The sequence below is a fragment of the Aeribacillus sp. FSL K6-3256 genome (assembly GCF_037965805.1).
GTDB classification, from domain to species: Bacteria; Bacillota; Bacilli; order Bacillales; family Aeribacillaceae; genus Aeribacillus; species Aeribacillus composti.
This window is the reverse complement of record NZ_CP150188.1, coordinates 3,116,093-3,129,748: the sequence shown is the minus strand read 5'-3', so window position 1 is coordinate 3,129,748 and position 13,656 is coordinate 3,116,093. Positions and strand designations below refer to the sequence as shown.

The window sequence follows — 13,656 nt, the reverse complement described above, 5'->3', positions numbered from 1 at the left end:
CATCGGCACTTAATAGAAGCCCCACCTCCTTGCTCGTTGAGTGAGCCATTTTAATAAACCGATAATAAGCAAGAAAGCCAGAGCAGATGAGCTCCGGCTTCCAGATGGCTGGTCAGCTTTTTATTCCAGGTTGTAAATCCGATGAATTCATATCGGTTTAGTAAAAATATTAGATTCACAAGAAAAAAATGTCAATATTAAATTTTAAAAATTTTTTATTTATAAAAAATTAATATTTTACAGTAAATTTTAGCTTGACTATTTTTCATTTGCTCAGTAACATTAAGGATAACTAATGTATACTAATTCAATAGGAAATATCGGTTAATTGATTGTTCCCACCGGTCAACCGGAGACATTGCTGCAAAATGTCTCCGGTATTTTTTTAATAGATGAATATGCCGACCAGTACACTGGAGGTCTTTACAGAAAATGTAAAGACCTTTTTTATGCGGGCTGGCATGGACTTAATTGAACTGCCGTATACCGAACGGTACGTACGGTTGTGTGAGAGGTCGGGGGTTAGTCACCTCTTCCTATTCAATTGAAATCAAAAGGGAGGAGTAAGATGAAGTTGTTGAAGAATTGCAGAGTGATAGGAATTTTATTGTTAGTAGGGACAGTTGTTTTATCTGCTGGCTGTCAGAACAAAACAGTTGCTGAAAAAGAAGGCAAAGCCGGAGGTGATGGCAAATATGAGACGCTGACACTGCGCTATCAAGGATCTCCTGGACAAGTCACTTTCCCGGAATTGGCGGAAGATTTAGGTTATTTAGATCCAATCAAACTTGAATGGGTTGGAAATACAACGAGTGGACCACAGGATATCCAAACAGCTGCAACAGGGGAAATTCATTTTGGCGGTGCATTTAATGGAGCAATTATTAAATTAAAAGCCAGCGGCGCCCCGATTAAAGCCGTGATCAGTTATTACGGCAGCGATGAAGATACGTTCAGTGGGTTTTATACATTAGAGGATAGTCCGATTAAAGAGGCGCGAGATTTAATTGGCAAAAAAGTCGGGATGAATACTCTCGGTGCACACCATGAATTCGTGTTAAAAGAATACTTGCGTCAAAATGGATTAACAGAGGAAGAAATTAAAAAAGTAACGATAGTGGTGATTCCGCCAGTCAATGCAGAACAAGCATTGCGTAGTAAACAAATTGATGTAGCTGTGTTAGGCGGAATGCTGCGAGACCGGGCATTAGAAAGGGGCGGGATTCGGAAGCTCTTTAGTGATTATGATTTGTTTGGTGCTTTTAATGCGGGCAGTTATGTTTTTACTGAGAAATTCATTAAAGAAAATCCGAATACTGTGAGAAAATTCGTTGAAGCAACAGCGAAAGCAATTGAATGGGCGCGTTCAACCCCTAGAGAAGAAGTCATTGCCCGTTATGAAGCAATTATTGAAAAAAGAAAACGAAAAGAAGATGGTGAAACAGTTAAATTTTGGAAAAGTACAGGAATCGGCTCGAAAGGAGGTTATATACAGGAGAAAGATTTTCAAGTGTGGATCGATTGGCTAATAAAAAGTGGTGAGTTGAAAAAAGGCGAAATTGGGCTGGATGACTTATACACAAATGAATTCAACCCTTACTAAAGGAAGCTTGAACAAAAATGTTTAGGAGGTGTTCAACAGGTGACAGATAAAATTCAATTTGACCATGTCACAAAAATTTTTAAAATTCGGGATGTTGAAAAGGGAAAAGGAAGCTTTAAAGAGTTTACCGCATTGAGGAACGTTCATTTTTCCGTTAAAAATGGAGAATTTCTAACGTTAGTCGGGCCGTCAGGATGCGGAAAATCAACTTTGCTTGATCTTCTCGGCGGATTGTCTCAACCAACATCTGGGAAAATTTTAATAGATGGGAAGCAAATCGACGGCCCCGGTTTAGATCGAGCAATTGTCTTTCAACAGTACGCCTTGTTTCCTTGGAAAACAGCTAAGGGAAATATTGAGTTTGGTTTAAAAGCGAAAGGTGTGCCAAAAAAGGAACGTTCGGAAATCGCCCGTCATTTTTTGGAGCTAGTCGGCTTGTCCGGCTTTGAAGAACGTTATCCCCACGAACTATCAGGCGGGATGAAGCAGCGTGTAGCTATTGCTAGAAGTTTGGCTTTTGACCCTGACGTTTTATTAATGGATGAACCGTTTGCGGCCTTGGATGCTCAAACACGCGAAACATTGCAAAACGAATTGCTTCGTATCTGGGAAAAAACAAAGAAGACGATCGTGTTCATTACTCATGGAATTGATGAAGCCGTGTACTTAGGACAGCGTATCGCTGTAATGACTTCACGTCCGGGGACGATAAAACAAATTATTACAAACTCAGCTCATTCCCAAGCAAAGGAAGACGATGCGCGTTCCACGCCGGAATTTGTAAAGACTCGCCATCAAATTTGGGATTTACTGCGGGATGAGGTCAGTAAATCGCAAAATGATCATAAAAAAGAGCATTCAGCTTAGGAAATTTAATAAAAGGAGTGATGACATTGGCTAGTGTTAGCAAATCCATTCAAACTACATATGAAACGAGAAAACATATCCGTTTTTCTTTTCACTGGATTCAAAAACTTGTGAAGCAAACAGCCGTTATTATCCTGCTGCTTTTATTTTGGGAAGTGGCGCCTCGCATTGGAGTGACCGATCCGACGTTCTTTCCGCCTTTTTCAAAAGTAGTTGAAGGCTGGTGGGGATTAGTTGTCTCAGGTGAATTATTGGCTCACTTTCAAGCGAGTATTGTACGTTCATTTATTGGATTTGGAATTGCGCTGCTTATTGCTATTCCTCTCGGATTATTGATTGGCTGGTACCCGATCGTTAGCGATTTGTTAAACCCGGTGCTGGAATTATTCCGAAACACAGCTGCATTAGCGTTATTGCCTGTATTTATATTAGTGTTTGGCATTGGTGAAACATCGAAAGTAGCGATTGTCTTATTCGCTTGTACATTTCCTGTTCTGCTAAATACTATTAGTGCCGTTCGAAATGTCGATCCGTTACTTATTAAATCGGCAAGATCAATGGGATTACCGCCATATAAATTGTTTTATCAAGTTATTTTGCCTGCATCTATTCCGACTATTTTTACCGGAATACGTATGGCGGGAACAGCTTCCATTCTCGTATTAATTGCTGCTGAAATGGTAGGGGCTAAAGAAGGATTAGGATACTTAATTAATTATACTCAAATGAATTTTCAAATTCCCGAAATGTATGCCGGTATTATTACCATTGCCATACTTGGCTTTGTATTAAATTATATTTTAGTATCTTTGGAAAAACGGTTCTCTGCTTGGAAGACAAATCAATAATAAAGGAAAGAGGGGAAAATTAAAATGATGGCAAATAAGCGCGAAATGAAATTAGGTGCATTTTTCATGATCCCGGGGCATCATGTCGCAGCTTGGCGGCATCCTGATGCAGAAGCTCATAATGTCATGAACTTTGATTTTATCAAAAGGCTTGCGCAAACGGCTGAACGAGGAAAGTTCGATATGATCTTTCTGGCGGACACGTATGCAGTAAGAACAGGCAATCACAAGGCATTTGAGCAGACAGTGAATACACTTTTTGAACCATTTACTCTGTTATCAGCCCTTTCATCTGTGACCGAACGCATTGGGCTTGCAGCTACCGTGTCGACCACATTTAATGAACCCTTTAATGTAGCGCGAAGATTTGCCTCGCTTGATCATTTGAGCAAAGGCCGGGCAGCATGGAATGTCGTCACATCCAATACGGAAGCAGAAGCTCATAACTTTAGCTTAGAGCAACATCTTCCGCATGAACAGCGTTATGATCGTGCTGAAGAATTTGTAGATATAGTGAAAAAGCTATGGGATAGTTGGGAAGATGACGCTTTAGTGATTAATAAGGAATCGGCTCAATTTGTGGACGGCTCAAAAATACAGGCCATTCATCATAAAGGAAAGTGGTTTTCTGTAGAAGGACCTTTAAACGTTTCCCGTCCTGTTCAAGGCCATCCGGTTGTGATCCAAGCAGGTTCGTCTGAAGCTGGAAAAGAGCTGGCCGCACGTACCGCGGAGGTTATTTTTACAGCGTGGCAGACGCTTGAAGAGGCTCAAGCTTTTTATGCTGATGTGAAAGGAAGAATGAAAAAATATGGGCGTTCACCAGATGAATTGAAGATTATGCCAGGTGTTTTTCCTGTTATCGGAAGTACTGAAGAAGTAGCTGAGAAGAATAAGAAGCTGCTGGAAGAACTTATTCCTGAAGAAGCAGGAGTTGCTCTTTTATCTGGAATGTTAAGTGTTGATTTATCAGGGTATCCTGTCGACGGTCCCTTGCCTGATTTGCCTCATTTGGAACAAATAAATGGAGGGAAAAGCCGTTTTAAGCTGTTAAAAGACCTTGCTGAGCGTGAAGGATTAACGATTCGTAAGCTATATCAACGGATAGCAGGAGCACGAGGGCATAGAGAAATTAAGGGAACACCTGAACAAATTGCCGATCAACTGCAAGAATGGTTTGAAAATGGGGCAGCTGATGGCTTCAATATTATGCCGCCATATTTGCCCGGAGGACTTGAAGACTTCGTTGACTTAGTGATACCTGAACTGCAAAAACGGGGATTGTTCCGCACGGAATATGAGGGCAATACTTTACGAGAACATTTAGGGCTAAAACGTCCTGAAAATACTTTAATTGCTAAAATAGGAGAGACACTGTAGATGAAGGGAAATATTGCATCTAAAAAAATAGTCATGCGAAAATGACAGTTTAATGGTCGAGTCAATTAGTTAGGGGTGTCCCAAAAAGTAAAACTTTAGGGCATCCTTTTTATTTTAGAAGTAAGAGCTGGCCGCTTCTTTATTGGAATTAGACTAAGATTCATTTATATAAATTATCTTTTTTATATAATTTAGAAATTAATAAATGTTTTAAATTGAAAAGTTCATACTCTATTTTTGTTGCATGGACTGGAAATTCGATAAAAAAAACTTTCTGAAACTTAGTATACGAGGAGTGAGAGGCTATGGAAATATTTCTAGCTTGGAAGGATAATTCTTGATTGAATGTTTCTTGCTGCTCGATGTGTTTCAATAATTTAGAAATGTGATCATCCGAATGAGGGAACGAACGATTTTCGTTTGGTTTTTCAGCTGGAACGTGGCCCGTTACTTCTTCGAACGCCCCTTTCCCAAACCGGTCAACGACAACGATCGCGGCGTTCTCTAACTGCATGTTGTGTTGTTGAACAAGGGTTTGGAAGTGTCTTAGTTTGACTAGGTCGCTTTCAATAAATAATCGCTGTGCTCGGTCATTTTTGATGAAGGTATAACCGTTCTTTTCCAAAGCTAGGTACCATTTTCGTAATGTACTATCACCAATTTCTAAGGTATGGCTCACTTCTTTGGTACTGTAAGCTCGTTCTTGCGATTTCATTCGTTCAACCTCCTAGTGGGATGGGACGGGATATAGAGCGTTCTCCTATCCGTTTTAGAAGCATTCGACAGATATAATTCATTTACCTGTTCTGTAAGGAGGAAAAGGGAGAGAAGGACTGCATAAAATCCGCCTTTTTTATGCAAGATTTAGAGCTTCATAAAAGGGGAAAACCCTTGATCCATCAAGGATGTATAAAATCCTGCATAAACGAGTCAAAACAGAAAACCGCCAATTCCTTGCGTATCAAGGGGTTGGCGGTTTTCATTACTTCCCATAGTTGGCTTTATGTTACCTAGATTTGTATAAAGCATTCACATATGTTTAATGATTTATTTTTTGGGTTTAAATTTATTATCTATTTCTTTAAATTCCTCACTATCAATATCTGGTGGTTCATCCTCATCTTTTCTTAATTTCCAACCAATAAATCCAGTAACCATCGCAAATATGAGTGAACCTTGCCATTCGATTTCAATATTTGCCATAAAATTATCTATTACTTCAATCAATAAAAAGGTAAGAGTTGTATTCAAAATAAATGGTAGCCATCCTTTACTCGTTTGAAGTATGCCAACAGATTTTAAAGCTTTTGGTATTGCATCTGTAATAAAAGCAAGAGGTATTTCAAGGAATAAATACAAAATAAAGAACAATACTAAATCCAATAATGAATTATATTGGAAACCTATTATTCTTAAAATGATGTATTCAAAAAAAGCAATAAAGAGTAATATTATCAGTACGATAGAAATAGAGATACCTACAGTTTTAAATTTATTGATATGAACTGCCTCCTTCAATTATTTTTCTCAATATTTTAAATTAGAACAGGTAATTATCATTACCAATTATTAGTAAAAATGATTTATATATATAAAGAACTTGAGAAAGTCTCTTTTCTAATTTTATTTATTTATCATCATTAAGGAACTATATGCATTCACTTTTCCTTCTCCAAAATAATTGTCTCTACCAGGCTTACCGATATCAGAACTTCCCTTCTCTAGATATTTAAGCACTTTATTAACAGAAGGCTTATTACCTGTTCGTTCTGTATACTCTGAAATAATAAGAGCTGCCGTAGCACTGACTTGTGCTACGGTATAACTTGTTCCTTTAGTTAGTGTGTATCCTTGAGGAATTCCAAGCCCCTTTACTTTCTGCATATTTTACAGCTTTTTTATATGCCTTAATCAGTAACTTATCTTCTTTTTCTGACTTAATAAAATAAGTACCGACGCTTAAGTTGATCACATCATTATCATTATTAGCTGCATCAATAATAGCTTCTATCACCCATACTGATTTCCCTACCTCATTTCCAATAACTTTGTAAGGAACAATTGTTGTATCTGGAGCAATACTTGACATTATCCCAGCAATAGTTGTGCCATGACCTAATTCATCAGTAATATCCATGTCATTTGTGACATAATTTTTTGCTAATGTTAAATCAATATTTTCTTTTATCAATGGGTGTTCTATATCTACTCCACTATCTATTAAAGCAATTGTGGAATGTTCCCCTGTATCAATAGATAAATTCTTATAATCACTTGTCACATCTTTTAAATACCAATTAAAAGGCGTAAATGTTTCAGAATTTAGTGATGGAAACTCGATATTAGTGTCAAATTGATTAGATTCTTTAAACTCATCGAGTGTTAATTGCTTCACTTCGTTTAGAATTCTATTTGGTGTAACGGCATCTTCGTAAGGGGAAATGAGATCTGGTAATTCCCCTTGTACATCTATATATTCTATTATTTTATTTTCAATTTTATTTACATCTATATTTTTAGAATTCTCTACATATATTAATCCAATATCTTCGATTGCTGTTACATTCAAAGACGGGTATTGGTTTTTCATAATTTCTAAAACTTCTTTAGCCTGTTTAGGACTTTTTAATAAATATGTGTAGTTTTCTAGAGAATTATTTTTTTCTACAGTATTGTTTGATTCGGCAGAACCATAAACCGGAAATAAGACTAATATGAAAAAAATACTTGGAAGAACAAACAAATACTTTTAAATTATTTTTCTACCCCACTTTATACAAATTCAAAATTTCCAAACATTCAGTAGTATATCACACTATTATAAAAAATTCCAATATTTTCATATATTTTACAAATTTAAACTTCGATTATATTTTTCGTTTTTATTAATTTCGATTAGGAACTGAAAGCAGCAGGGATTTATCAAACATATCATCAATGATTTCGTTCTTACCATATAAGTATATGTTTTTCAGTATTTCTCGAAGCTCCACATGAAAATTTAGTACATTATTGCGAAAATGGCAAAGAATTTAAAGGTAAAACAGCACAATTGTTTGTATAATCAGAAAATAAAAATTGTTAAAATTATTCCATAAATTAAATCAAATATAAGGAGTGGTTGAAATGGCTATTATGCGGGTTGGCAAGGCTGAAATAAGAGTCATGGATCTTGAAGAATCAGTCAAGTATTACACAAATGTAATTGGTCTTGAAGAGATGAGAAGAAGTGAAGGGAGAGTTTATTTAAAGGCGTGGGATGAATTCGATCATCATAGCCTTATTCTTCAGGAGGCTGACTCTCCTGGCCTTGATCACATTGCTTTTAAAGTAGAAAACGAAGAAGATTTAGCCAAGTACGAAAAGAAGATTGAACAATTCGGGTGTACATTAAAACGGGTTTCAAAAGGAACAAGAATTGCGGAAGGAGAAGCAATTCGTTTTGAACTTCCAACAGGCCACCAAGTTGAATTGTATCATAAAATCGAGCGTGTCGGTACGAAAACAGGAGATTGGAATCCTCACCCATGGCCGGATGGACTGCGGGGAATTGCGCCGCATCGTCTCGATCACCTAGCATTAACAGGAGATGATATAGACACTGTAACGAGATTTTTCACTGAAGTCCTGGATATGTTCGTTAGTGAAAAAATTACAACAGTAGATGGAGAACAAATGGTGGGGAGCTTTATTTATGCTAGAAATGGAAAACCGCATGATGTTGCCTTTATTAAAGGACCGGACAAGAAGATGCACCATGTCGCGTTCTATGTTGACAATTGGTATGATGTGCTAAAGGCAGCAGATATTTTATCAAAAAATAATGTCCAATTCGATGTTACACCGACACGCCATGGCATTACGCGAGGACAAACAACTTATTTCTTTGATCCTTCAGGCAATCGCAATGAAGCTTTTGCGAGCGGTTACATTACTTATCCTGATTTTCCAACTATAACATGGACTGAAGACAAAATCGGTCAAGGAATTTTTTATCACAGAAGAGAGTTGACGGAGTCATTCGCCAAGGCATTGACGTAAGAAAAAGCACAACTGATCATAAGCGAGGATAAAAACATGCCGATTATTCAAATTCAATTGTTTGGAAGTCTTACAGTAGAACAAAAAGAGACGTTAATAAAAGAAACATCGGACGCAGCAGCCCATGCCTTAAATGTGCCATTAAGCACCATTCGTGTACTGATTCAAGAGCTTCCTGCGGAAAACTGGGGAATTTCCGGAGAATCAGCACAAAAGAAACTCAGTCAAACTAAAGGAAAATAATCGAAATTCTTGTATTTTTAAAGAATTTTCACGATTCTTTCATATCTGTGTGGAACAGATTTCGCAGTGTTTAAACTAAAAAGTGTATTTTGTAAGCGTTATCAAGAAATTTTTAATCTTTTATGGAAATAGGCAGACCGAATAGCGGTTTGCCTTACCTTAAATGATATGTAGGGAGACGCTGAATCTCCTTAAATGACAGGTCGGGGGAGGAAAATTAGAATGGAAAAAAATAGAATTTTGTTAGAGAATAAACCGGACATCGCTACTCTTCTTGCCAAAGCAGAAGAGGTAGGGCGTCTTGCTGAGGAAGAAGCTAGCGAAGCTGATCGAAATGCCCGTTTTTCTGATCGGGTGGCTAAGGCCATTAAAGATGCAGAGTTTCACAAGCTTTTGCGTCCCAAGCGGTACGGAGGGCTTTTAGTAGACTTAAGGACTTATAGAGAGATTATCCGCACAGTGGCTCGCCACAGTGTGGCCGGTGCTTGGCTGACATACTTTTACTCCATGCATGAAGTTTGGGCTGCATATCTGGATCCAAAAGGCAGAGAAGAAATCTTTGGGCAAGGAGGATTGCTGGCTGACGTGGTGGCCCCTGTAGGCCGAGTAGAGAAAGATGGTGAAGGCTACCGTCTCTATGGGCAGTGGAACTTCTGCAGCGGTGTCCTCCATAGTGATTGGATCGCTCTCGGTGCCATGATGGAACTGCCTGACAGCAATGGTCCAGAGTACTGTCTGTTGGCGTTGCCCAAGTCTGATGTCAAAATCGTAGAAAATTGGAATACGATTGGTCTCCGTGCTTCTGGAAGCAATGGAGTACTTGTCGAAGGCGCCTATGTGCCATTGCATAGAATCCTACCAGCTGGTCGAGTGATGGCTGATGGAAAACCGGTCGGGGGCGATTATGATGAGAATGATCCGGTATATCGTATACCGTTTATGCCGCTTTTCTTGCTGGGATTCCCTTTAGTATCTTTGGGCGGGGCAGAACGGCTGGTGTCACTATTTCAAGAGCGCACCGAGAAACGTATTCGTGTCTTCAAGGCCGGTGCGAAGGAAAAGGACTCTGCGGCCAGTCAGCGGTTACTGGCTGAAATGAAAACAGAATTAAATGCAATGGAGGGCATTGTTGAACAATATATTCGCCAGCTAGAGGCTTGTCAAAAAGAAGGAAAGACCGTGATGAACGATATGGAAAGAGAACAACTGTTTGCATGGCGAGGATATGTGGCAAAGACGTCAGCTAATATCGCTGTGAGAACAATGCTGACACTTGGAGGCAATTCGATCTTTAAAGGAGATCCGGTCGAACTGTTCACGCGAGATTTGTTAGCTGTGGCGGCTCATCCAAACTCCCTGTGGGAGGACGCTATGGCTGCATACGGAAGGACATTATTTGGTTTACCGGGTGATCCAGTCTGGTAAAGAGAGCGGCAGAGTGTGTAATTGGAGTTAAAATCACTCTTTATGAGTGTGAAATGTTTTAGGTAGAGGGAGTTCAACTTCGCATAAAGCTCGGACCAATAAAACCAGCTGGATGGTTGTTATTCAATTCTTAACAGTTGTGAGGGACCAGCACAATATTTATGGTTCAATTATGGGGAATTTTAACAGAAAACTACCGAAAAAGGAAAGGATACTGATACCGATGGATGATCGTTTGTTTCGCAACGTAATGGGGAAATTTGCAACAGGGGTGACAGTCATAACGACGGAGATCGATGGGAGTATACACGGTATGACTGCAAATGCGTTTATGTCCGTATCGTTAAATCCAAAATTAGTGCTTATTTCGATTGGTGAAAAAGCTAAGATGCTTGACCGCATTAAAAAATCTAAAACATATGCCGTGAGCTTTTTGGCTGAAAATCAAAAGGAAATATCTATGCAATTTGCCGGACAAATCAAGGAAAATCGTGAAGCTGAATTTGATTGGTTGAACGGTATGCCTGTGATAAAAGGAGCGATCGCTTCCTTGACATGCAATGTGGTTGCAGAATATGAAGCAGGAGATCATACATTGTTTATTGGAGAAGTTACAGATGTTCATTTTCAGGAAGATGCTGAACCGTTAATATTTTTCCAAGGAAAATACCGCGAATTAAAATCTCTAAAAGAAAGCGTCCATAGTTAACGATTCCGTTGAAAAGAGGGGAGCTCAATTTCTTTATCATAGTGCTAACAACGGGCGATCGAGTAGCTCTCTTTTTTACGAACCGAACCATCGTATAGTCATAGAAACGACGGAAATTTAATGGTTATGAAACAGAATTTAAGCGTAAGAAGCAGGAGGGGAGGGAAAATCATGTTTAAGGTGCAGGTGATCGATGATGGCGAAGGAAACCGCGAATTGCTATGCCATGATCGGGAAAGCTTGCTTGATGCGGCTAATAGAAAGGGCATTAAAATTCCTTATGCTTGTAAAGGCGGTGGGTGTGGAATGTGCAAAATTAAAGTGGAGGAAGGAGAATTTGAAAGAGGTACCAGTTCCAAAGCAGTGTTGCCTGACACGGAAAGAGCGGTGAATTATACATTAGCATGCAAGACGTATCCAAAAACCGATATGAAGATTCTTATTGATCTATCTAAAGTCACTCACTCTTCTTAGGTGGTGAAAACATGAAAGCTGATGAACTGGACTTAACGAAAATTTATAAAATCTCTACTCTTACCAATCAAGACGATCCACAAGAGCGAATAGTTACGATTCCAACAGCCGCCATGGGGATGCTGCGCCACGAGCTGATAGAAACGTTGGGAAACGAGCGAACGAAAGGGTTCCTTCTGCGTCATGGATGGCATTGCGGGGTTAAAGATGCGCAAAAAGCGTTAGAAATGGACTGGGATAGCAAAAAGGAGCTTTTATTCGTAGGTCCGAGAATGCATACGCTGCATGGCTATCTAGAAGAGGTAGATGTATTAGTGGCAGAAGTGGACTTTTCCAATGGAACGATGCACCATGAAGCAATTTGGAAAAATTCTTATGAAGCTGAAGAACATCTTCAAAGATTTGGGCTTGCTCACGAGCCTGTTTGTCATACACTTGTTGGCTATGCAAGCGGATATTTATCAACTATTCTTGGCAAAAAAGTCATAACGAAAGAGGTTAAATGCAAAGCAATGGGCCATGAATATTGCCACGCTGTCTGTCGAACTGTTGAAGAATGGGATGGCGAAATAGATGGCGAGCTCAAATATTATAAGGCAGATAATATTATCGGCGAGCTTGATGAGACGTTTAAGAAGCTAAAAATAGAAAGAGACAATCTTAGTAAAGCGTACGAGGTTCATCGAAAGCTGATGGAAGAGGTTCTAAAGGAAAATGACTTATCTTCGATTGCATACGCTCTTCATCAAATCACAAAGATACCTGTGCTCATAGAAGATGTCAATTTCAATCTAATTGCTTTCGCGGGGTTTCCAGAACAAAATGCTTCTTTTGCTTCCGATAACTTTAAAAAATGGATTCATCAAAAAAGTAAATACTTAAGAGATTTGAAAACTTTAAAGCAAACGTTATTTTTAGAATCTTTCTCTAAACAAAAAAGACTGATTACTCCGATCTATCTGGATCGAAAAATTGTCGGGTATTGCTCTTTTCTTTATGAAGAAAAAGCTCCGCAGGAAGTGGATAAGTTGATAATACAACATGGAGCGCTTGCTTGTTCGCTTTATTTGTTGAATGAGCGAACTCGCTTTAATACGGAGCAACGGATTAAGAGAAAATTTTTGGACGATATTTTATCTAAACAAATTTCTTTTGAAGAAATGACCAAGCGGGCCTATTATATAGGCTTTCAATTGAATGATCCGTACTTTATGATTGCAATCGATACTTTGCTTCAAAAACCATCAGTTGAAGAAGAGATGGGCTTTAACGATGATTTAATAAATGATATTTCCATATTTATGAAAAATCAAGGGTTAAATGCTTTATTTGGTCAAAAATCTGGAAAGGTCATCATTCTTTTATCCGAATGTCTGTTGTTAAAAAACAAGATGAATAAGGAAAACTTTTGTAAATCATTAATTGATTACTGTTCCAATAAATATCCTCAATATTTATTTAAAGTAGGAATCAGCTCAAACACCAGTTCAATAGAAGAGGCATCTCAACTGTATGAAGAGTGCCTGTCAGCGTTGAGGGTCGCCAACCGTCATCAGAAGATTATTTTCTTTGATTCCTTAGGGATTGAAGGAATCATCTTCCAAATGAAAAATATAAACCCGATTCAAAAGTTCATTTATAAAAAATTAGGAAAGTTAATTGAAGAAGATAAAAACAGAAATATGGAATTCACTAAAACACTTTATTATTACTTGAGCAACGGCAGCAATGTTCATAAAACAGCGCGTGCTATGAATTTTTCTATAAGCGGTTTGCGGTATCGGCTGCAAAAGATAAATGAAATTTTGCAAATCGATATCAATTCTCCCAGCGTAGGCTATCAGATGTTTTTGTCTCTTCGATTCCTCATCTACTGGGGGGAACTAAATATCGACCTAGATTTGCATTTAGATAAAGAGGAGATTGTTGGAGACTGAAAGATGAACAGCTTTTCTTTTTAAATAAATGGTCAAGGAGACTGGGACGGCACGTGAAATTGCAGCAGCTGCCTATATTGGAGAAATTCCGGATATAAATGGATCATTAAATATTAAGCTTGCTAAAAA

At 38.4% G+C, this 13,656-nt stretch carries 14 protein-coding genes; 10 read left to right on the top strand and 4 right to left on the bottom strand.

Annotated elements, in window-relative coordinates; all coding sequences use genetic code 11:
- Positions 1-568 precede the first annotated feature (568 nt).
- From NSQ84_RS15100 to NSQ84_RS15085, 4 genes are read left to right on the top strand one after another with little or no spacing between them, the layout of a single operon-like run.
- A complete protein-coding gene (locus tag NSQ84_RS15100) occupies positions 569-1,603 on the top strand; it encodes an ABC transporter substrate-binding protein (RefSeq protein WP_130158721.1) in 1,035 nt (344 codons plus the stop codon).
- Positions 1,604-1,642: 39 nt separating this feature from the next.
- Entirely contained in the window at positions 1,643-2,470 is an 828-nt protein-coding gene (locus NSQ84_RS15095; RefSeq protein ID WP_063388411.1) for an ABC transporter ATP-binding protein, read from the top strand.
- 26 nt (positions 2,471-2,496) lie between these two features.
- Positions 2,497-3,318, top strand: a complete 822-nt coding sequence (locus NSQ84_RS15090; protein ID WP_232515604.1) for an ABC transporter permease — start codon at positions 2,497-2,499, stop codon at positions 3,316-3,318.
- Positions 3,319-3,342: 24 nt separating this feature from the next.
- Positions 3,343-4,698, top strand: coding sequence for an LLM class flavin-dependent oxidoreductase (locus NSQ84_RS15085; protein ID WP_339210338.1), 1,356 nt, complete (start codon positions 3,343-3,345; stop codon positions 4,696-4,698).
- 160 nt (positions 4,699-4,858) lie between these two features.
- Here the strand turns inward: NSQ84_RS15085 and NSQ84_RS15080 are convergent, their stop codons facing one another.
- The 4 genes from NSQ84_RS15080 to NSQ84_RS15065 form a co-directional block, all read right to left on the bottom strand.
- A complete protein-coding gene (locus tag NSQ84_RS15080) occupies positions 4,859-5,413 on the bottom strand; it encodes a hypothetical protein (RefSeq protein ID WP_339210336.1) in 555 nt (184 codons plus the stop codon).
- Positions 5,414-5,745: 332 nt separating this feature from the next.
- Positions 5,746-6,216, bottom strand: coding sequence for a YrvL family regulatory protein (locus NSQ84_RS15075; RefSeq protein ID WP_235600456.1), 471 nt, complete (start codon positions 6,214-6,216; stop codon positions 5,746-5,748).
- Between the two features lie 105 nt (positions 6,217-6,321).
- The gene (locus tag NSQ84_RS15070; protein ID WP_130157363.1) at positions 6,322-6,582 is read right to left on the bottom strand and encodes a hypothetical protein; all 261 of its coding nucleotides are present in this window, start codon (positions 6,580-6,582) and stop codon (positions 6,322-6,324) included.
- Positions 6,533-7,441: a S8 family serine peptidase gene (locus tag NSQ84_RS15065; protein WP_339212051.1), complete on the bottom strand. Its 909-nt coding sequence runs from the start codon at positions 7,439-7,441 to the stop codon at positions 6,533-6,535. The genes NSQ84_RS15070 and NSQ84_RS15065 overlap by 50 nt, the downstream gene beginning before the upstream one ends.
- A 383-nt stretch (positions 7,442-7,824) precedes the next feature.
- Here NSQ84_RS15065 and NSQ84_RS15060 point away from each other — a divergent pair, with 383 nt between their 5' ends.
- The 6 genes from NSQ84_RS15060 to NSQ84_RS15035 all read left to right on the top strand — a co-directional run bounded on the left by NSQ84_RS15060 (position 7,825) and on the right by NSQ84_RS15035 (position 13,527).
- Positions 7,825-8,739: a catechol 2,3-dioxygenase gene (locus NSQ84_RS15060; protein ID WP_063388369.1), complete on the top strand. Its 915-nt coding sequence runs from the start codon at positions 7,825-7,827 to the stop codon at positions 8,737-8,739.
- A gap of 36 nt (positions 8,740-8,775) precedes the next feature.
- Positions 8,776-8,982: a 2-hydroxymuconate tautomerase family protein gene (locus NSQ84_RS15055; protein WP_063388368.1), complete on the top strand. Its 207-nt coding sequence runs from the start codon at positions 8,776-8,778 to the stop codon at positions 8,980-8,982.
- 222 nt (positions 8,983-9,204) lie between these two features.
- Positions 9,205-10,407 carry a flavin-dependent monooxygenase gene (locus tag NSQ84_RS15050; protein WP_327873251.1) on the top strand — a complete coding sequence of 401 codons (1,203 nt, stop codon included), beginning with the start codon at positions 9,205-9,207 and terminating at the stop codon, positions 10,405-10,407.
- A 223-nt stretch (positions 10,408-10,630) separates the two neighbouring features.
- Positions 10,631-11,116 (top strand): flavin reductase family protein, encoded by a 486-nt coding sequence (locus NSQ84_RS15045; RefSeq protein ID WP_327873250.1) that lies wholly within the window; start codon positions 10,631-10,633, stop codon positions 11,114-11,116.
- A gap of 171 nt (positions 11,117-11,287) precedes the next feature.
- Positions 11,288-11,590, top strand: a complete 303-nt coding sequence (locus tag NSQ84_RS15040; RefSeq protein ID WP_130157373.1) for a 2Fe-2S iron-sulfur cluster binding domain-containing protein — start codon at positions 11,288-11,290, stop codon at positions 11,588-11,590.
- Positions 11,591-11,601: 11 nt separating this feature from the next.
- Complete coding sequence (locus tag NSQ84_RS15035) at positions 11,602-13,527, top strand: XylR N-terminal domain-containing protein (protein WP_339212049.1); 1,926 nt, start codon at positions 11,602-11,604, stop codon at positions 13,525-13,527.
- Positions 13,528-13,656: the final 129 nt, after the last annotated feature.

Bases quoted from the DNA above. Each gene is read 5' to 3' on its own strand.
- NSQ84_RS15100 (WP_130158721.1), top strand. From the start codon at position 569: ATGAAGTTGTTGAAGAATTGCAGAGTGATAGGAATTTTATTGTTAGTA.
- NSQ84_RS15085 (WP_339210338.1), top strand. From the start codon at position 3,343: ATGATGGCAAATAAGCGCGAAATGAAATTAGGTGCATTTTTCATGATC.
- NSQ84_RS15080 (WP_339210336.1), bottom strand. From the start codon at position 5,413: ATGAAATCGCAAGAACGAGCTTACAGTACCAAAGAAGTGAGCCATACC.
- NSQ84_RS15070 (WP_130157363.1), bottom strand. From the start codon at position 6,582: ATGCAGAAAGTAAAGGGGCTTGGAATTCCTCAAGGATACACACTAACT.
- NSQ84_RS15060 (WP_063388369.1), top strand. From the start codon at position 7,825: ATGGCTATTATGCGGGTTGGCAAGGCTGAAATAAGAGTCATGGATCTT.
- NSQ84_RS15055 (WP_063388368.1), top strand. From the start codon at position 8,776: ATGCCGATTATTCAAATTCAATTGTTTGGAAGTCTTACAGTAGAACAA.
- NSQ84_RS15050 (WP_327873251.1), top strand. From the start codon at position 9,205: ATGGAAAAAAATAGAATTTTGTTAGAGAATAAACCGGACATCGCTACT.
- NSQ84_RS15045 (WP_327873250.1), top strand. From the start codon at position 10,631: ATGGATGATCGTTTGTTTCGCAACGTAATGGGGAAATTTGCAACAGGG.
- NSQ84_RS15040 (WP_130157373.1), top strand. From the start codon at position 11,288: ATGTTTAAGGTGCAGGTGATCGATGATGGCGAAGGAAACCGCGAATTG.
- NSQ84_RS15035 (WP_339212049.1), top strand. From the start codon at position 11,602: ATGAAAGCTGATGAACTGGACTTAACGAAAATTTATAAAATCTCTACT.